Genomic DNA, 19,182 nt, shown 5'->3' on the forward strand with positions numbered 1-19,182 from the left:
TCTTTAGGGCGGGCCGGATCGGCCCGCCCGTAGCCTTGGCATCAGAACTTCATGCCCAACCGGGCCCAGACGGTACGGCCGGGTTCGTTGATGGCCGTCGTGCCGGAATAGCCCCAGGCGCCGTTGCCGGCCATGTTCAGGTGCTCGTGATAGGTCTTGTCCAGCAAGTTGTCGATACCGACATTCAGCTGCCAGCGCTTGTCGATGGCATAGCCGCCATTGAGCGACAGCACGCCATAGCCGGGCGTCGCGCCGAAATCCTTGCTGGCAACGTTGCCCAGGCCGTCGGAATAACGGTTCTGGCTGGCCACCAGGCGCCACAGCGCCCCGAACGACCACGTACCATCGTCATAGCTGGCGCTCAGGCGCACTTCCAGCGGCGGTTGCTGCGGCAAGGCGCCGCCGCCACTCATGCGGCCCCAGGCATAGGCCAGACTGGCTTCCGTGCGCCAGGCGGACGTCCAGTTGTAGCCCGCGCCCAGTTCGCCACCCAGCGTGCGGGCATTGATGTTCTCCGCACGGCTGGCCGCACCATGGCCGCCGCCCATGGCATGCACGTTATAGTCGAACAGGATGTAATCCGTCACATGGCCGGCGTAGGCGGAAATCCATGCGTCGAAATTGTCGCCATGGTAATCCGCGCCGACATCCAGTTGCGTGGTCTTTTCCGGCTTGATGGCCGAGAAAGCGTTCACGCTGCCCGCCGGGCCCATTGTCGGCGAAAACAGTTCCCAGTAGTCAGGCATGCGCTGCACATGGCCCAAACCGACATACCAGCTGACCGGCAGGCTGGACAGGTCCGCCTCGTAGCGGGCAAATGCCGAAGGCAAGGTCTTGCTGCGCTTGTCGCCATAGGTCGGCGACGTCGTGCGGTAATCCTTGACTTCTGCACGGTCGATACGCAGGCCGGTGATGACGCGGCGTTCGTCGGCCAGTTCCCAGCGCAACTCGCCAAAAACGCCGATATTGTCGAACGCGGCATCCTTGACACGCGGCTTGCTTTGGTAATCCACCGACATGCCGCCCATGCCACTCATTGACCCCATGCTGCTGCCGTGACCGCCCATGCCGCCATGGCCCCCGCTACCCATTGCCATGGCGCTGCGTGCACGATGAGTATCGTGTCTGGCATCCAACCCGGACGTCAATTTGACGGTCTCTGCCAGGCGGAAGGTACCGGCCACCCGGCCGCCGTTGGTCGTCCGGTCCACATTGCTTGCCATGGCCATGGGCATGGAACTGGCGGGGTCCGGATCACGCAGCTTGTAGTTGTCCATCACGTGGTCGGCGTAGTTGTGATAGACCCGCGCCTCGACCTTTTCCAGCCAAGGCGTGATGTTTTCCTTCTCGAAGCGAAAGCCTATGCTTTCGCGCTTGAAGCGTGTGCCATCCATACCGCGCCCGGCCGAACGCGCTTCTCCATCACCAACGCCGGCAGTCAATTCATACAGGGTGTCCGTATCCGGCGTCAGGCCAACGGCCAGGTCCACGTTCCATTTGTCCCAGCGCGACGGAACCTCGTCACCATTGCCGTCCTTGTAGTTCTGGGAATGCGAATGGTTGGCCGCCACGCGCGCATAGATGTGCTCATTGCCGGCGATCAGGTCGGCATTCTGGTCGTTGCGCCCCCAGGACCCACCCACCACGCTGCCCTCGAAGCGCACCGGCGCATCCTCTTCTGTGAAAACCGGCTTGCTGCGCTCGAATCGCACCGTACCAGCCGAGGCGCCTGGGCCCCACAGCACGGTCTGCGGCCCCTTGACCACAACCAGTTCGTCGAAGTTTTCCGGCGCAATATAGGACACCGGGGTATCCATGCGGCTGGGGCATGCGCCCAGCATCGTGGTGTCGTCGACCAGGATGTTCAAGCGCGAACCGAACATACCGCGCAATACGGGATCGGCATTGGCGCCACCGCTGCGCACGGCCGTGAATCCGGGAATGGTCTTGAGGTAATCGGCGCCATCGGCTGCCGGCAGGGGCTGGCGCGGAATCTTGGGATCGGTCTCGATCACCAGCGGTGAGCTGGGCGGCAGAGCCGTGATCACGACCGGCGCCAGGCGGCCGCCATCGGCCACTTTGTCGGCCTGCGCCACCATCGGCAAGGCCGCCGCCAGCGCGGCGCACAACACATGCAGGGCCAGGCCGGCCTGGCCCCGGCGGGCGGCCTGTGCGGCCCCTGAGGAATAAACGGAAAACGTGGAAAGCTGCGCCTGGGCGCGGATCATTGCTGACATTGAAAACCTTTCATGGTCTGTCACGCACGGCAGCGCGAACGCCTTCCCTGCGGAACACACAAGCGGTATTCCGCACGGGCTGCGGGACGCCAGCCATGCGTAGAAAATTCAACTTTTGGGAATTCCTGCCGGCTGCGGCCAGGCAACGGGCGGCCCGGCAACGCGGAACGGCAGACTGGTCAGGACTATGAAAGGAGAGGTGGCGCCTGGGAACCAACGGGGGGGCCACATACAGGCCCATAGGCAATGCGAGCGGGAAGCTGGCGCGGCAGCGGGCGCACCATGGCGGGCACCAGCGCCAGCACAGGCGGCCACCAGAGCGCAGGCGCCACCGCCTGGGACAGCATGATGCCCGTCGGGCAATCCACGCTGATATGTTCGATGTCAGCGCCCTTGCCATCGCGGGACTGGAGATGAGGTTCACCGCCGCCATGGTCAGCATGGCTACCGTGGCGGCCATGATGGCCATTTTCACCACCGGCCGCGCCGGGCTGGGGCGCATCCACCGGCCAGCGCCATCCTGTCGCCGGGCATGGCATCAGGGCGTAATGGCCCGCACGTGCAGCGGCGGGGTCCACCATGTAGCCATTGGGAATGATGGCCCGCAGCCACATCAGCGCCAGCAACAGCAGCATGATGCCCAGGCGTGCCAGCGGCAATGCCGATACCGGCCGTGACCGTCGGCCCAATGCCTTGCGCGCCCCGCCACGCCGCGAAACCCGGCTGGATAGGGGCGCAGCGGCAAGGCCGCCAGCCCTGGCGTCGGTCATCGGCAGGCGCGGCAAGACTTACCCCGCCATCAGCGCCCGGACGCGCTCCAGGCCTTCGGGGGTGTCCACCCCTGGCCCGACGGCCTCGACCTGCCAGGCACGGATGCGCAGGCCGGCTGCCAACAGGCGCAACTGTTCGAGTTGCTCGGCACGCTCCATGACAGGACGCGGCAGACGCGCGTAATCGCGCAATACATCATGCCGATAGGCATAGATGCCGATATGCTTCAGATAGGTCACTGCCGTATCCGCATCCCGTACATAAGGAATGCGGGCACGGCTGAAATACAGCGCGTCGCCGTTGTCCGCCAGGACAACCTTGACCTGGTTCGGGTCCTCGGCGTCCTGCACACTGATCGGATGGCACAGCGTAGCGACGGCAATCGCCGGATCGGCGCGCATGCCATCGGCGAGGATCTCGATGTCGCCAGGCCGGATCATGGGCTCGTCGCCCTGCACATTGATGTAGACCTCGGCCGGCAGCTTGGCCATGACTTCCGCCAGGCGGTCGGTACCGGAAGGATGGTCGTCACGCGTCATGACCGCCTGGCCGCCAAAGCTGCGCACGGCATCGAAAATACGCGCATCGTCCGTCGCCACCACGACATGATCGACCCCGCGCGCCTGGCTGGCGCGCTCGTAGACATGCTGCACCATGGGCTTGCCGTGAATATCCAGCAGCGGCTTGCCCGGCAGGCGGGACGACGCGTAGCGCGCCGGAATGACGATGGCGATACGCATCTCAAGCTCCGGCAATGTTCAGGGGCGCAAACCCTTTCACCAGATCATCCAGCGCCTTGAGCTGGGCCAGGAAGGGTTCCAGCTGGTCCAGCGGCAACGCGCTGGGGCCATCGCACTTGGCTTGTGCCGGGTCCGGATGCGCTTCCAGGAACAGGCCCGCCAGCCCGATCGCCATGCCCGCACGCGCCAGGTCAGCAACCTGTTCGCGGCGGCCACCGGATGCCGCGCCCATGGGGTCGCGTTGCTGCAGCGCATGAGTCACGTCGAAAATCTGCGGCAGGTTGTTCGTCACTTTCTTCATGACGCCAAAACCAAGCATGTCGACCACCAGATTGTCGTAGCCAAAACAACTGCCGCGTTCGCAGACCAGCAAGCGCTGGTTGCCCGCCTCATGGAATTTTTCCACGATGTTCGCCATCTGCGTCGGGCTGAGGAACTGCGGCTTCTTGATATTGACCACCCGGCCCGTCCGGGCCAGCGCCACGACCAGATCGGTCTGGCGCGCCAGAAAGGCGGGCAGTTGCAGCACGTCAATCACCTCGGCGGCCACCGCAGCCTGCTCGGGCTCGTGCACGTCGGTCAGCACCGGCACGCCGAAGCGTTCCTTGACTCCACGGAATATCTCCAGGCCTTCGTGCAAGCCTGGCCCTCGGAAAGAATGGATGGAAGAACGGTTGGCCTTGTCGAACGAGGCCTTGAAAACATAGGGAATGCCGAGCTTGGCAGTCACCGTCTGGTAGGCCTCGCAAGCCCGGAATGCCAGGTCGCGCGACTCCAGCACATTGATGCCGCCGAACAGTACGAAGGGCCTGTCATTGGCGCAAACCATTCCAGGGATGATTTCAACGGCGATCGGGGGCGTAGTAGCGGTCATGATAGTCGCGCAAAAGTCATATTCGGCAAGCCGAGATGATACCCGAGAGCGCCAGCTGCTCCCAAGCATCCCCACTGCAACAGGCATGGAATCCTGCCATCTGCTTGCGGCAGGCTGCCAGGCAAGCGGGACAGCAATGCCTGCCCTCACCCGCCTGGCCCATGCCCTGCGGCCTGATACCGGGCGAAAAAACGCCCCATGGCTGCCTGTGTCGGCAGGCCATGGGGCGCCGGGAAGCAGGCTTCGCCTGCCGCCTGCCTGCCGGCCGGGACACCCGGCACGGCAGACGGAAACATCAGAGCGCTGCGGTCAGCGCAGGCACGGCCTGGAACAGATCCGCTTCGATTCCGTAATCAGCCACGCCGAAGATCGGCGCTTCCGGGTCCTTGTTGATCGCCACGATCACCTTGGAATCCTTCATGCCTGCCAGGTGCTGGATGGCGCCGGAGATACCGACCGCGACATAAAGCTGCGGCGCGACGATCTTGCCGGTCTGCCCGACCTGCCAGTCGTTGGGCGCATAACCCGCATCGACAGCGGCACGCGAGGCACCCAGCGCTGCACCCAGCTTGTCGGCCAGCGGTTCGAGCAGCTTGAAATTCTCGGCGCTCCCCAGGCCACGGCCACCAGACACGACGACTGTGGCAGCCGTCAGTTCCGGGCGTTCGCTGGCCGCCACTTCACGGTTCACGAACTGCGACAGGCCGCTGTCGGCAACCGCAGCCACGGTTTCAACGGCGGCGCTGCCACCATCCGCAGGCGCGGCATCGAATGCCGTGGTGCGCACGGTCAGCACCTTGACGGTGTCAGCCGATTGCACCGTGGCAATCGCGTTGCCGGCGTAAATGGGGCGCTGGAACGTATCGGCGGATTCGACCGCGATGATGTCCGACACCTGGGCCACATCCAGCCGAGCGGCCACGCGCGGCGCCACGTTCTTGCCCGATGCCGTTGCCGGAAACAGAATATGGCTGTAGCCGCCGGCCACCGCCAGAACCTGTTCCGACAGGTTTTCAGCCAAGCCATCGGCCAGTTGCGGCGCATCGGCCAGCAACACTTTGGAGACACCAGCCACCTTGGCCGCCTGCGCAGCCACTTCCGCCGCCTGGGAGCCCGCCACCAGCACGTGTACATCGCCGCCGATGGCAGCTGCCGCCGCCACGGTATTCAGGGTCGCGCCCTTCAGCTGGGCGTTGTCGTGTTCAGCAATTACCAGGATAGCCATCTTCAAACCACCTTCGCTTCATTCTTGAGTTTATCGACCAGCGCGGCCACATCCGACACCTTGATGCCTGCCTTGCGCGGCGCGGGTTCGGATACCTTCAACGTCTTCAGGCGCGGCGTGGGGTCCACGCCCAGTGCGTCGGGCGTCAAGGTTTCCAGCGGCTTTTTCTTGGCCTTCATGATGTTGGGCAAAGTCACGAAGCGCGGCTCGTTGAGACGCAGATCGGTCGTGATGATGGCCGGCAACTTGACGGAAACGGTTTCCAGGCCGCCATCGACCTCACGGGTAACGATGGCGCGCTCGCCGTCGATTTCTACCTTGCTTGCGAAAGTGGCCTGGCTCCAGCCCAGCAGCGCCGCGAGCGCCTGGCCGGTCTGGTTGGCATCGTCGTCGATGGCCTGCTTGCCCAGCAGCACCAGTTGCGGCGCTTCCTTGTCCACCACGGCCTTGAGCAGCTTGGCCACGGCCAGCGGCTGCAGTTCGACGTCAGTCTGCACCAGCACGCCACGGTCGGCGCCGATGGCCAACGCCGTGCGCAGCGTATCCTGGCACTGGGCCACGCCGCACGATACCGCGACGACTTCCGTCGCCGTGCCCTTTTCTTTCAGCCTGATGGCCTCTTCGACGGCGATTTCGTCGAAGGGATTCATCGACATCTTGACGTTGGCGATATCGACGTCCGACTGGTCGGACTTCACGCGTACTTTGACGTTGTAGTCAACGACACGCTTGACGGGTACGAGAACCTTCATCCAGCAATCTCCAAAAAATCAAAACGGGCAGGCTTCCCCGCGCAGCATGCCGGCCCCATTGCCGGCGTCCTTCATTTACGACACGGCGGACGCGCCGATACTCTGCGTTTGCAGCCCGCCATGCGGGAAACGCGCCACACCTGGGCCTGTCAGGCCCAAACCTTGCGATTCTACAGCTTCGACAACGCACGTACGTGCGCCACCACGCTGCGCCCCAGCGAGGACAACTCGTAGCCGCCTTCCAGCATACTGACGATGCGGCCCTGCGCATGCCTGTCGGCCACGTCAACCAGCACGCGGGTCAGCCAGGCGAAGTCCGCTTCCGTCAGCTTCATGCCCCCCATGTCATCTTCACGATGGGCATCGAATCCGGCGGAGATCAGCAGCAACTGCGGCCTGTGGGCCTCAAGGCGCGGCAACCATTGTGTTTCAACCAGTTCCCGCACCGCGTCGCCCCCGCTACAGGGAGGCAGCGGCACGTTGCACATATTGGGCGCCTGCGGCGCCTCGCCACGGTGAGGAAACAGGGCTTCCTGATAGAACCCGCACATCAGCACGCGCCCGTCGCCCGCGAACATGGCCTCGGTGCCATTGCCGTGGTGCACATCGAAATCAATGATCGCCACGCGTTCCAGGCCATGCGCATCCAGCGCATGGCGGGCGGCCACGGCGATATTGTTGAAGAAACAGAAGCCCATGGCCTGGTCCGGCAAGGCATGATGCCCCGGCGGACGCACGGCGCAAAAGGCCACGTGGCTTTCGTCGCCCCCCATCACCGCGTCGACGGCGGCGATGCCGGCGCCGGCAGCATGGCGAGCAGCGTTGAAGGTGTAGGGATTGATCTGCGTATCCTGGTCCAGGCGCACATAGCCTTCGGACGGAGTGATGTCGCGCAGCCGGGCGATATATGCCGGATCATGCACGCTCGCCAGCGCCTCGTCGCTGGCGGGCCCCGCCTGCATTTCCCGCAGGCAGGTCATCAGCCCACTGGCCAGCAACTGGTCGGAAACCGCACCCAGCCTCTGGGGGCATTCGGGATGATACGGCCCCATCTCATGCAGCCAGCCTGAGGGGTGGGTAATATATAGTGTCTCCATAAGGTTCATTATGTTCGCCACCTCGCGTTTCCCGCAACTGGGATTTCTTGCCATGATGCTTGCGGGCTGCGCCAATACGGCCAGCTCCATCGCCAGCGCCCCCGCCACCGGCGTCGCGCCGCAAGCCTTCCAGGCCGCCCGCATCACCGCGGACGGCGTTCAGCCGCTTCCCCTGCGTCCGGCCGACACGGTTGCGCCGCCCGCTCCGGCGGCCGCGCCTGCACCTGCTGCCAGACCGCTCGCCGCCCCTGGCCCGCTACCTGATTTTCCCAGCATCCCTGGCGGCTTCTCTCCCGAAACCGGGGCTGCCTTCGCCCACGCCGCCGCCAGCTCGCGCGGCCTGCCTGCCGAATGGGCCGAAAGCGCCATGGCCGAAGCGCAATACCATCCGCAAGTGGCGCGCCTGATGGCCCCCACGCGCGGCGGCAAGCCTGTCGTGCGCAGCTGGACTACCTACCGTGGACGTTTCGTCGAACCCATCCGCATCCGCAAGGGACGCACCTTCATGGAGGAAAACCGGGCTGCGCTGCAACGCGCTGAAACGGAATACGGCGTTCCCGGACACGTCATCGCCGCCATCATCGGTGTCGAAACCCTCTATGGTGAACAGACTGGCGGTTTCCGCGTGCTGGACGCGCTGGCCACGCTGGCCTTCGCCTACCCCGACCCGAACCGGCCCGAACGCGCCAGCCTGTTCCAGGAACAACTGGCCGATTTCCTGCTCTGGACCTATCAATCGGGTCAGGACCCGGCTGCCCCGCGCGGCTCTTTTGCCGGCGCCATGGGCATGCCGCAGTTCATGCCGACCAGCATCCTCAAGTTCGCAGTGGATGGTGACGGCGATGGCCTGGTCGACCTGCAGAACAACAGCACCGATGCCATCCTGTCCGTGGCCAATTTCCTGCGCCAGCACGGCTGGGTGCCCGGACTGCCCGTGTTCGCGCCCGCACGCCTGAGCCAACAAGCGCAAACGCTGGCGGATGGCGGCCTGGTACCGCGCCAGGATTGGCAATCGCTGCAACTAGCAGGTGCCAGCCTGGCCCCGGGCGCGTCCGCCCAGGCCGCCTGGCTGCAGCACCCGCTGGGTGTCATAGACTTGAAGGATGAAGCCCGCGGCGTCACCGAGTTCCGTACTGCAACGCCGAACTTCTTCGCGCTGACGCAATACAACCGAAGCTATTTCTACGCCACTGCCGTGAGCGACCTGTCACAGGCGCTGCTGAAGCAACCGTGAACGCAACCTGGCGGATTTTCTGAGCATGCTGCTCGGCGGCCTGCCTGAAGGCCGTGCGAAAAGCGCCATACGAGAGGCACGCCGGGGTCTGCCCGGCATGCCTGCAGCGTGTCAGTTGAACACGCCAGTGGAGAGGTAGCGGTCGCCCCGGTCACAGACGATGAACACGATCGTCGCGTTCTCGACCCTTTCGGCCACCCGCAACGCGGCAATCAATGCGCCGGCGGATGAAATCCCCGCAAAAATGCCTTCCTCGGCAGCCAGCCGGCGTGCCATGGTTTCCGCCGCAGACTGCTCGATGAGTTCAAATTCATCGACGCGATCCGCCTGGTAGATGGCAGGCAGATAGGCTTCCGGCCATTTGCGTATGCCGGCGATCTGCGAACCGGGCGCCGGTTGCGCACCCACCACGCGTATCCCTGGATTCTGGCTCTTCAGGTAGGTCGAGACCCCCATGATGGTGCCAGTAGTGCCCATCGCACTGACGAAATGGCTCACCTGCCCGTCGGTCTGGCGCCAGATTTCCGGACCGGTCGTGTCGATATGCGCCCGCGGATTGTCCGGGTTCGCAAACTGGTCCAGCACCTTGCCCTTGCCTTCCCTCTGCATGGACTGCGCCAGGTCGCGTGCATATTCCATCCCGCCCTGGTCGGCAGGCGTCAGGATCAGCTCCGCCCCGTAGGCGGTCATCGCCGCGCGCCGCTCCACCGTCAAGTTGTCGGGCATGATCAGGATCATGCGGTAGCCCTTCATGGCTGCCGCCATCGCCAAGGCAATGCCGGTATTGCCGCTGGTGGCCTCGATCAGGGTATCGCCAGGGCGGATATCCCCACGCGCCTCGGCATGGCGGATCATGGACAGTGCTGGACGATCCTTGACCGAACCAGCGGGATTGTTACCTTCCAGCTTGGCCAGCAGCACATTGCCGCGCGCAGCGATGGCATCACCGGGAATGCGCTGCAGCCTGACCAGCGGGGTATTGCCAACGGTTTCTTCAATCGTAGGGTAGTTCTTCATAAGCCACCGGAAATCACGAGCCTGCGCCCTCGGAACAGGCACGGCGCACCACCGGGCCAGACACCTGCTGACAGGGTGCGTCATGCGGCGCAAAGCGCCAGGGCATCCGCGTAGAAAAAACAGCCATCATACGCCTATCGCCCCAGGCGCACGCAAGCGCCCCCTTCACAACAGGCTTTCCGCGCGGCCGCCCCCCTCCTGGCGGCCCCGAGCAACCCAGGCACCCTCTGGTGATCCTCCCCGACACCGCCCCGCCCTTCTGCCCCTTCTGCCCCCTACAGCTACCTGCCGCTACCTGCCGCCACGCCGCTACCCGCAGCGCCGGTTGGTTGCCCATGAACCTCCAGCCCGCCCGCCTGCATGGCCCGGGCCCGCTTGGGACCTATTCCCCGAACCCGGTCCGCCAGATCGGACAAGGACTCGAAAGCACCGCCACGCTCACGCTCTCGAACGATCAGCAACGCGGTTTTCGGCCCGATGCCGCGCACCGAAATCAGCTCCGCCACGGTCGCAGAATTCGCATCCACAGCGCCAGCGGCGAAACTTGCGCAGGCACCGGAAACCGCCAGCGCCGTCCAGGCCAGGCCACGGCGCCACGCCCTGGCCTGCTTGTCCGGTTGTTGGGTGGCCGGCGCAGGCCGCTGCCCGCCCCCAACCTCCTGCCCGGCATCCGGCCCTGGCCGGCCCGTGGCCCTGCTACAACATGCCGGCACCCGGGCTGCATCCGGTCTATCCCGCAATGTTCGCCATGCCAGTGCAGGCGCAAGAAATGGGTTCATATCCTCTCCGTCAAGGTTGCCGTCTCGTGCCGGGGCAGGATTGCCCCCAGCGCCAAGCGCCATTGGCCCGCGCAAGCCCGGCCAGGGCGCGGCGCAGGCTGGAAACATCGGCCTGCGTCAGAGCACATCATGCACCGCCGCAGCTCGCCGGCGACAGCCCTGCGGCACGGGTTTGGTCATGGGGAAAAACCGGCGTGCAAGCCGTTGGCCCCATGCCCATGACACAATGTCCACGCCATTGCGCCCAACAATGGTTATCATGTATGAACTACGGGATGGCGGCCTCATGACACCTGCGCAGCGTGCCAGTTACCGCCTTCGCCGCGAGATTACCTAGCTACCCATCCTCGTGTGCTACCTCCGCCGGCAATGGTTCGTCCGTTGCGCGGGGTTCGTTTATCAGAGAACAACATGTCCGCTGCATTGTCTTTCACGCATATTCCCAACCCGACCCCCACTCCTGCCGCCGAGCGTGAAGCCCTGCTGGCCCAAGGCGGCTTCGGCACCGTCTTTTCCGATCACATGGTTACCATCGAGTGGTCGCAGGACAAGGGTTGGCACAAGGCCGAAGTACGCAAGCGTGAACCCTTCCTGCTGGACCCCGCCGCGGCCGTGCTGCATTACGCACAGGAAATTTTCGAAGGGATGAAGGCCTACCGCACGCCCGAAGGCAAGATCACGCTGTTCCGCCCGGACCAGAATGCGCGCCGCTTCAACCTGTCGGCCGAACGCATGGCCATGCCCACGCTGCCCGAGGAAACCTTCCTGGAAGCCGTCGAACTGCTGGTGCAGACCGACAAGGACTGGATCCCCGGCGGCAACGGCAGCCTGTATCTGCGTCCCTTCATGTTCGCCAGCGAAGCATTCCTGGGCGTGCGCCCGGCCCATCACTACACCTTCTGTGTCATCGCCTCGCCGGTGGGCGACTATTTCAAGGGCGGCGCCAAGCCGGTGTCGGTGTGGGTTTCCACGGAATACACGCGTGCATCACAAGGCGGTACCGGTGCGGCCAAATGCGGTGGCAACTACGCCGCCAGCCTGGTGGCGCAGGCAGAAGCCTACGATAACGGCTGCGACCAGGTTGTCTTCCTGGATGCTGCCGAACACCGCTGGATCGAAGAGTTGGGCGGCATGAATGTGTTCTTCGTCCTGGAAGACGGCAGCCTTCTGACCACGCCGCTGGCCGGCACCATCCTGCCCGGCATCACCCGCGCCTCGCTGCTCGAACTGGCCCGCGCGCGCGGCCTGAAGGTCGAGGAACGGCGCTACTCCTTCGAGGAATGGCAAGCTGATGCCCGCAGCGGCAAGATCAAGGAAGCCTTCGCCTGCGGTACAGCTGCCGTTGTGGCCGCCATTGGCGAAGTGCGTTATGCCGGCGGCAGCTTCAAGATCGCCGACGGCCAGACCGGCCCGCTGACGGAAAGCCTGCGTGAAGAACTGACCGGCATTCAGCGCGGCCGTGTCGCCGACACCCGAGGCTGGGCTCGCCCCGTCGCCATCTAAGGCAGCGCTATCGCATTGCCTCGCCGGCCCTGCCGGCAATAAAACGGCCGGCCAGCAATCATGCTGGCCGGCCGTTTCAATTTTTGCGTTTGTCTATTTGCCAGCTGCTCGCCTGGCTGGCCAAGGGATCAGACAGCTGCCGCCATCTCCTCGGCAGTCACGATGGACGTCCCAAGCTTGCCCACGACAATGCCACCAGCCTTGTTGGCCCAACGCATGGCCTGGTGCCAGTCCATGCCTGCAGCGCGCATGACCGCCAAGGTAGCGAGGACGGTATCCCCGGCACCCGAGACATCGAATACCTCGTGCGCCTGGGCGGCCACGTGGTCCTCGCCCTCATCCGTATACAGGGACATGCCCTGTTCCGAACGCGTCAGCATCAGGCCACGCAGGCCCAGCTGCTGGCGTAACGCCTGCGCTCGCCGCGTCAGGTCTTCTTCGGTACGCCAGGCACCAGCCACCACTTGCAATTCTTGGCGGTTCGGCGTCACCAGGTCAGCGCCGCGATAGCGGGAAAAATCGTCACCCTTGGGGTCCACCAGGATGGGAACGCCCGCAGCCCTGGCTCGTTCGATCAGAACTTCCACCTCGGCCAGCGCCCCCTTGGCATAGTCTGACAATACCAGCACGTCATAGCCGGCCAGCAGCGTATCGACCTGATCCCGAATCCCGCGCAACACCGACACGCCCAGGGTTTCCTCGAAATCTATGCGCAGCAGTTGCTGCTGCCGGCCCAGCACGCGCAGCTTCAGCGTGGTCGGGCAGTCCGGCGTTCTAACCAGCGCCGATGCAATCCCGGCCTCGTCCAGCAGGCCTGCGATGCGCCTGCCGGGTTCATCTTCGCCGACCACGCCCACCACGCAAGCCTGGGCGCCCAGCGCCGCAACGTTACGCGCCACGTTGGCAGCACCGCCCAGCCTGTCCTCGCGCCGCGCCACCCGCACCACGGGTACCGGCGCCTCCGGCGAGATACGCTCGACCTCGCCAAACCAGTAGCGGTCCAGCATCAGATCGCCAACGATCAGAATACGCGCACGCTTGACTGCATCGACAGGAAAAACGTTCATTGCGCCTCCTCCAGGCGCCTGGGCGGATATGTCTCCCAGGCATTGCATCCCGGGCACTGCCAATAGAAACGACGGGCCTGGAAACCGCAGGCGGTGCAACCATAGCGATCCAGCCGCTGGGTATGCTTGTGAATCAACGTCCGCAGCAGCGCCAGGTCTTCATGCTGGCCGCCGATGACAGCGGCCACGGAACCCTCAGGCGCGTCCTTGGTTGCGGCCAGCTCGATTTCCAGCAGGCGGTCCAGGCCCAGCAAAGATGGGCGGCGCGACAATGCACTGCGCGCAAAACTCCATGCCGTGCCTTCGGACTGCTGGGCGCGCAATTCACGAAATACGATATTGAACAGGTCCAGAGACGGCTGGCTGACATACTGCGCCTGCAACTGTGCCAAGCCCTCGGCTGCCTGCCCGGCGGCGCGATAGTTCTGCAACAGGGCCTCGGCCACCAGGCCCGCATACGCGGGATGCTCGCGCAATACGGATTCCAGGTGCAGGCGCTCCGCCTTGGCGTCGTCCTGGCGCGCGGCAATCTGGGCGCGCAGCATGGCGACACGCACGGCCGCAGCAGCCCCCCGTTGCACGGTGCCATCTTCCCCGCCCTGCCGTTGCAAGGCGGCTTCCGCCGCATCCAGCGCTTCCTGGGCGCCCAGCAGATCCGGCGTTTTGGCCTGCAAGGCCATTTGCGCCAGTTCACAATAATAGTGTGCCAGTTCGGGCACCGGTTCATTGGTCATCGCACGCAGCATGCGCACGGTTTCAATCGCCTTGGGCCAGTCGTGGCCAGCTTCATAGATACGGATCAGGGCTTGCAGCGCCTGCTGGGCGTAGCGCGTATCCTGCAATTGCCGGAAGGCTTCTTCGGCCCGGTCCAGCATGCCGGATTTCAGGAAATCCTGCGCCAGTTCGTACAGGGCCTGCTCACGCTGGAGCGCAGGCAGGTCTGCCCGCGACAGCAGGCTCTGGTGCACGCGGATCGCACGTTCGATCTCTCCACGGCGGCGGAACAGGTTCCCCAGCGCGAAATGCAGCTCTATGGTTTCAGTATCGAGCTTGGCGACTTCGACAAATGCGTCGATGGCGCGATCAGGCTGCTCGTTGAGCAGGAAGTTCAGCCCACGAAAATAGGAATCCGGCAATTGGCGCGTCTCGCGCAGCATTTGCCGGATATCCACACGCGCCGCCACCCAGCCCAATCCAAACAGGACAGGCACGAAAATGAGCCACCAAGGTTCGAAGTTCACGCGAAGAATCCGCCAGAAAAATACATATCAACAAGCCGGGCCGCCGCGGCGGCCGGGCAATTACAACGGCGACAGCGGTGCGACGGTTTCCGGCGCAACGACAGCTTGCTGGTCATGGTCGCGAGCGACGATTTCCCGCACTTTTTCAAGTTCGCGCCGCAGGCGGGCCGCCTCGCGGCGGTTGCGCAGCACAGCCGGCACCATCAGCAACAGGCCAAACAGCGTGCCAAGCACGAACACGGCCAGCATCACGACAATCAGCGGCACCTGGTCAGCCACGTAATCGCCATAGAATTTCACGGCAACAGGCTCGGTATTCTTCAACGCGAACATCAATACCGCGATGAAAACCAGCGCACGAAGGAACCAGACGAAATAGCGCATGAGACAAGCTCCGCAATGGATGGGGTACTGTTTATTGTAATCTGCTATGGATGCCGGGGTTTCTTCATTCGCCCTGCTACGGGGCAACCCTGAAGCGACCTCCCCGTGCCCATGCCAGACCCGGGCAGAACCAACAGAAACGCCGCACTTGCCGGCAAGGCAAGGCGGCGTTCTTTCAAGGCCTGGCGGCCCTGGCGTTCAGGATCAGAGCTTATCCTTGAGCACCGTCAGCAGACGCCGGGCAGCGCCATCGGACACCTTTTCGCCCTTGTCGTCCACAACGTAGACCTGGGTCAGGTCGCCGACCTGCTGCAGGCGCAGGCGATAGACCTGTACGTCGAGATCAGGAGAAGTGCGGAACAGGCGCGTGAAGAAATTGGCCGATTCGTTCTTCATGCCGCTGTCGATGTCGGCATAGCGCACGAAGTACTCGCCCGCTGCGCGATCGCGGTCATCTACCGTGAAACCGGCAGAATCCAGCCCCATGCCCACACGGCGCCATGCGCGATCGAAGGGCTCGGGCACTTCCAGCACGTCTGCGCCGCTGGTCAGCGACACGGCTGCCGGCTGAATCTCTCCGGTACGGTCAACGACTGCCTGCTCGGCCTTGGCCTGCTCTGCCTTCTTGACGGCTTCTTCGTCGCCGCCCCCCAGATAGACCATCATGCGCGACAACATGGCGGCATTCAGTTCGGGCGACTCCGGACCGACCTCCCAGGTGATGCGGGAGTCATCGTAGTTCATGCGGCGCTCGAACATGTGGTCATGGCTGATGAAGATTTCCGTACGGCCATCCACCCGCTCCAGACGGGTACGGAAGCGCTCGCGCTCGCCGCTGTCCCAGGCCTGGTCGATGATGCGGCCCAACAGATTACGCAGACCACTTTCCGGAATCTTCGCACGGTTCTCCGCCCAGCCCGTCTGGATGATGCCGACGGTCGGATTGTTGCTGGCGATCGGGAAACCCTGCTCTTCCCAGAAAGTCACGATGCGCGGATAGAGCTCGCTGGGAGGCGCGTCGGCCTCAAGCCAGCGGCGATCGCCATCACGCACAATGCGCAAGCCGGGGAACTCCGGCAGCACGTTGGGGCCCACAGGCTTGGCCTGTGCCGCCGCTTCAGCGCCTTGCTGCTGGAATTCGGTAAACGTCGTGGAGCCGGAAGCCGGCATCTGATAGCGCGGATCGCTCGCCGCCTGGGTCAGGTCGGGAGGAATACTGAGGGGCTTGGTCCGGTTGGCGCCAGCCCCCTTGTAGTCGATGGACTCTTCGTTGCCCAGCAATTCATTGACACTGCTGCAACCTGCCAGCAGGACAACGAGGGTCAATGCCGGGACGGCCAATCGGCCTTTATTCATTCGCAACCTCTTCATTCAATTACAGGCCCGCTCGTTGCATGGCGTCCCGCACCGTGGAGTGATACTCCGGCGACAGGGTAACCAGCGGCAGACGATAGCCAGGCGGGATCAGACCACGTTCGGCCATGGCCCACTTGACGGGGATGGGGTTTCCTTCTACGAACAATGCCTTGTTCAGACGCCCCAGACGTCCATTTAGTTCACGAACCCGAGCAATATCTCCGGCCAGTGCGGCAGCACACAGTTCGCTCATGGCGCGCGGCGCCACATTTGCCGTGACAGAAATGTTGCCGGATGCCCCCAGCAGGATCAGGGCGGCGGCCGTGGCATCGTCACCGCTGAATACCTGGAAGCCTGCCGGCACCTCGTTGAGCAGCAACGCGCCACGGCCGATATCGCCGGTGGCGTCCTTGATACCGATGATGCCGGGCACCTGCGCCAGACGCAGGACGGTATCGTTACTCAGGTCGGCAACCGTGCGGCCAGGCACGTTATAGAGAACGGTAGGCAGATCGACGGTTTCGGCGATGGAGCGGAAATGCTGATACAGACCTTCCTGGGAAGGACGGTTGTAATAAGGCACAACGGACAGGCCTGCATCCGCACCGACGGCCTTGGCATGCTTGGCCAGTTCAATGGCTTCGCGGGTGGAGTTGGCGCCAACACCCGCGATGACGGGGATGCGTCCGGCGGCATGGGCCACCGCCACGCGGATCAATTCCGCGTGCTCGTCCACATTCACGGTCGGGGATTCGCCAGAAGTCCCGACAACCACGAGAGCATTGGTGCCCTCGGCGATATGCCAATCAATCAAAGCGCGGTATGTCTCGTAATCCAGGCTGCCGTCGGCATGCATGGGCGTCACCAGCGCGACCAGACTACCGCGGAAGACCGGGTTCTGGGATGCAGTCGCGTTCTCTGCCATTTTGAAAGCTCCAGCCGTGCCCGGCATGGGCCACGGTAACGTATCAAACTACTGAGTTTAACGGATGCCGGCCGGGCAATTTCAAAAAAGAGCGCAAACCGGCGCGCACCAGCCCATCAGGGACTGGCGCGCAGGAACGCAGCATAGAAAATTGGCAATCAGACGGCAAGACCCAATGTTGCCGGATCCCCCTGCCCCAGGCGTTCGATCACCGGCGTCGCCCCCGACATATCTATTACCGTAGTCGGCAAACTTGGGCAGACACCGGCGTCGATGATGCCGGCCAGCTGGTGGGAATAGCGCGCTTCTATTTCTTCCGCTTCGGTCAGTGCATCGGTCTCGCCCTGGGGAATCAACGAGGCGGAAATCAGCGGCGTCTGCGCACTTTCCAGCAGCGCCAGCGCTGCCGTATGCGACGGCACGCGTATGCCGATGGTCTTGCGCGAAGGATGGGACACGCGCCGAGGCACTTCGCGGCTGGCTTCCAGAATGAAAGTCCAGGGACCCGGCGTGGCGGCCTTCAGCAGTCGATACTGTGAATTATCGACTTTGGCCAGATGCCCGATTTCCGCAAGATCACGGCACAGCAATGTCAGATGATGTTTGTCGGTCAAACCGCGCAGGCGCCGTAAATCATCGGCTGCGGATTTATCGTCGAGGCGCGCCACGACGGCATAACCGGAATCCGTCGGGATTGCCAGCAAACCGCCATTACGCAGTAAATCGGCAGCCTGGGCAATCAGGCGGGGCTGGGGATTCTGGGGATGAACAGAAAAAATTTGTGCCATATTCCTGAATACTGAGCCATTAAATAGTTCTTCCAATCTACCACAACTCTGTGCACGAGATGCAACGCAGCGTGCTTCAAACAGCACCTATAAAGCACTTCAAAGACGTTTATTGCAGGTTTTTTCAGGGCCTATCCATTTGCCCATCATTTATGAATACCTAGTCACCTTTTGCGACAAACCCTGCGTCATTGCAGTGCAATAAATTCAAGAAAATTCCCATATTCAAAGATTCGGAAATACCAAAAAATGGAGAATCCACCTACATTGCCTCAAGAACAGTCAAGAAACTCTGAACACCCTTCTACGCAAAACGCCAGAAAAGAAAAAGCCCCTCTACGAAGAGGGGCTTTCCAGGGCAGTGATAAAACCTGCCATTGCCTGGACTGTGATGCAGCGGGCGGGAAGGATTGCTAAAGAAAGCAAATTCCTTACACCCGGAAATCTTCCTTGTTCTTGCCTTCAGCCAGTGCATTTTTCAACCATTGGGGCTGGCGGCCCATACCGGACCAGGGTTCACCGTTCGGTCCGCGATAGCGCACCACAGAAGCCGTTTGTTCGGCTTTGCGACCAGCAGTTGCCTTGCGGGCGGAAGCGACATTGGCAAAACCAAGATCAGCGGCGCTCAGGCCATATTCAGCAATCTTGGCCTTGATATCGTTAATCACGACAGCGATCTCCTGCCGACGCAGATGCTCGGCCTCCTCGAGCAGTTTCTCTGCCTGTGCTTTGAGTTCGAGATAGGTAGCCATATATGTATTAATCAACACGTAAGTTAACGAGGATTTTATTCTAGCATAAACAACTACTAAGCTTGGTACGCAATTCCACCCAAAACCAGACAGTCCTTATTCAAACAGAGACAATCGAAAGCATCCGAAACAATCAGCGCTATCTGTTGTCTCTCAACACTTGCCAAATATGAACAAATGGCCTGCATAGATAGTCGAAAGACGTCCAGAATAGAACCCTCCGGAAGTCAGGCTGAGAATAATCGGGGGGCGATGTTGCAGCGCAAAGCGAGATGAGATTCATTCCCAGGCATAAAACATGTCATATGACAAGAATGGCCATTGCGAACTGCCGACGACCGCCAAACAATTAGCGCAGCCGACAATTCAATGAAACCTTGACTGGGAAATGAAAGAATTAGGCAACAAGCCTGGGCCGAATGGCCGGATAGATATGGGAA

Annotated in this window: 18 protein-coding genes; 2 read left to right on the forward strand and 16 right to left on the reverse strand. The window is 62.8% G+C overall.

What is annotated here, in order from left to right; translation table 11 throughout:
- Nucleotides 1–41 precede the first annotated feature (41 nt).
- The 7 genes from ACEW7X_RS12635 to ACEW7X_RS12665 form a co-directional block, all read right to left on the reverse strand.
- Nucleotides 42–2,228: a TonB-dependent copper receptor gene (locus tag ACEW7X_RS12635; protein WP_083969331.1), complete on the reverse strand. Its 2,187-nt coding sequence runs from the start codon at nucleotides 2,226–2,228 to the stop codon at nucleotides 42–44.
- 194 nt (nucleotides 2,229–2,422) lie between these two features.
- Nucleotides 2,423–3,007, reverse strand: coding sequence for a hypothetical protein (locus tag ACEW7X_RS12640; protein WP_153044037.1), 585 nt, complete (start codon nucleotides 3,005–3,007; stop codon nucleotides 2,423–2,425).
- Between the two features lie 18 nt (nucleotides 3,008–3,025).
- Entirely contained in the window at nucleotides 3,026–3,748 is a 723-nt protein-coding gene (gene kdsB, locus ACEW7X_RS12645) for a 3-deoxy-manno-octulosonate cytidylyltransferase (protein WP_068366450.1), read from the reverse strand.
- Between the two features lies 1 nt (nucleotide 3,749).
- Nucleotides 3,750–4,577 (reverse strand): 3-deoxy-8-phosphooctulonate synthase, encoded by an 828-nt coding sequence (kdsA, locus tag ACEW7X_RS12650; protein WP_068366453.1) that lies wholly within the window; start codon nucleotides 4,575–4,577, stop codon nucleotides 3,750–3,752.
- A 340-nt stretch (nucleotides 4,578–4,917) separates the two neighbouring features.
- On the reverse strand, nucleotides 4,918–5,847 hold the full coding sequence (locus ACEW7X_RS12655; protein WP_068366456.1) for an electron transfer flavoprotein subunit alpha/FixB family protein: 930 nt from the start codon (nucleotides 5,845–5,847) through the stop codon (nucleotides 4,918–4,920).
- 2 nt (nucleotides 5,848–5,849) lie between these two features.
- Entirely contained in the window at nucleotides 5,850–6,599 is a 750-nt protein-coding gene (locus ACEW7X_RS12660; protein WP_068366459.1) for an electron transfer flavoprotein subunit beta/FixA family protein, read from the reverse strand.
- A gap of 170 nt (nucleotides 6,600–6,769) precedes the next feature.
- Nucleotides 6,770–7,696: a histone deacetylase family protein gene (locus tag ACEW7X_RS12665; protein ID WP_068366462.1), complete on the reverse strand. Its 927-nt coding sequence runs from the start codon at nucleotides 7,694–7,696 to the stop codon at nucleotides 6,770–6,772.
- Nucleotides 7,697–7,706: 10 nt separating this feature from the next.
- Here ACEW7X_RS12665 and mltB point away from each other — a divergent pair, with 10 nt between their 5' ends.
- Nucleotides 7,707–8,930 carry a lytic murein transglycosylase B gene (gene mltB / locus ACEW7X_RS12670; RefSeq protein ID WP_068366464.1) on the forward strand — a complete coding sequence of 408 codons (1,224 nt, stop codon included), beginning with the start codon at nucleotides 7,707–7,709 and terminating at the stop codon, nucleotides 8,928–8,930.
- 111 nt (nucleotides 8,931–9,041) lie between these two features.
- Here mltB and cysM read toward each other — a convergent pair whose 3' ends face one another.
- Together cysM and ACEW7X_RS12680 are read right to left on the reverse strand one after the other, a co-directional pair.
- Entirely contained in the window at nucleotides 9,042–9,947 is a 906-nt protein-coding gene (gene cysM / locus ACEW7X_RS12675; protein ID WP_068366467.1) for a cysteine synthase CysM, read from the reverse strand.
- Between the two features lie 281 nt (nucleotides 9,948–10,228).
- The gene (locus ACEW7X_RS12680; protein ID WP_420177280.1) at nucleotides 10,229–10,474 is read right to left on the reverse strand and encodes a ComEA family DNA-binding protein; all 246 of its coding nucleotides are present in this window, start codon (nucleotides 10,472–10,474) and stop codon (nucleotides 10,229–10,231) included.
- 663 nt (nucleotides 10,475–11,137) lie between these two features.
- On the opposite strand from ACEW7X_RS12680, the gene ACEW7X_RS12685 reads away from it, so the two are divergent.
- Nucleotides 11,138–12,229, forward strand: a complete 1,092-nt coding sequence (locus ACEW7X_RS12685) for a branched-chain amino acid aminotransferase (protein ID WP_068366472.1) — start codon at nucleotides 11,138–11,140, stop codon at nucleotides 12,227–12,229.
- A 128-nt stretch (nucleotides 12,230–12,357) separates the two neighbouring features.
- On the opposite strand, the gene rfaE1 is transcribed toward ACEW7X_RS12685, so the two are convergent.
- From rfaE1 to ACEW7X_RS12720, 7 genes are all read right to left on the reverse strand, one after another.
- Entirely contained in the window at nucleotides 12,358–13,296 is a 939-nt protein-coding gene (rfaE1, locus tag ACEW7X_RS12690) for a D-glycero-beta-D-manno-heptose-7-phosphate kinase (RefSeq protein ID WP_068366475.1), read from the reverse strand.
- Nucleotides 13,293–14,537, reverse strand: a complete 1,245-nt coding sequence (gene lapB, locus ACEW7X_RS12695; RefSeq protein ID WP_134838762.1) for a lipopolysaccharide assembly protein LapB — start codon at nucleotides 14,535–14,537, stop codon at nucleotides 13,293–13,295. Before lapB ends, rfaE1 begins: the two co-directional genes overlap by 4 nt.
- A 60-nt stretch (nucleotides 14,538–14,597) precedes the next feature.
- Nucleotides 14,598–14,921 carry a LapA family protein gene (locus tag ACEW7X_RS12700; RefSeq protein WP_127774973.1) on the reverse strand — a complete coding sequence of 108 codons (324 nt, stop codon included), beginning with the start codon at nucleotides 14,919–14,921 and terminating at the stop codon, nucleotides 14,598–14,600.
- 204 nt (nucleotides 14,922–15,125) lie between these two features.
- Complete coding sequence (gene bamC, locus ACEW7X_RS12705; RefSeq protein WP_068366484.1) at nucleotides 15,126–16,277, reverse strand: outer membrane protein assembly factor BamC; 1,152 nt, start codon at nucleotides 16,275–16,277, stop codon at nucleotides 15,126–15,128.
- A 19-nt stretch (nucleotides 16,278–16,296) separates the two neighbouring features.
- Nucleotides 16,297–17,202, reverse strand: a complete 906-nt coding sequence (gene dapA, locus ACEW7X_RS12710) for a 4-hydroxy-tetrahydrodipicolinate synthase (protein ID WP_068366487.1) — start codon at nucleotides 17,200–17,202, stop codon at nucleotides 16,297–16,299.
- A gap of 158 nt (nucleotides 17,203–17,360) precedes the next feature.
- Nucleotides 17,361–17,990 carry an L-threonylcarbamoyladenylate synthase gene (locus ACEW7X_RS12715; protein WP_130486628.1) on the reverse strand — a complete coding sequence of 210 codons (630 nt, stop codon included), beginning with the start codon at nucleotides 17,988–17,990 and terminating at the stop codon, nucleotides 17,361–17,363.
- A gap of 431 nt (nucleotides 17,991–18,421) precedes the next feature.
- A complete protein-coding gene (locus ACEW7X_RS12720; protein ID WP_068366493.1) occupies nucleotides 18,422–18,742 on the reverse strand; it encodes an H-NS family nucleoid-associated regulatory protein in 321 nt (106 codons plus the stop codon).
- Nucleotides 18,743–19,182: the final 440 nt, after the last annotated feature.

It is taken from the genome of Kerstersia gyiorum (genome assembly GCF_048595715.1).
Taxonomy (GTDB): domain Bacteria; phylum Pseudomonadota; class Gammaproteobacteria; order Burkholderiales; family Burkholderiaceae_B; genus Kerstersia; species Kerstersia gyiorum.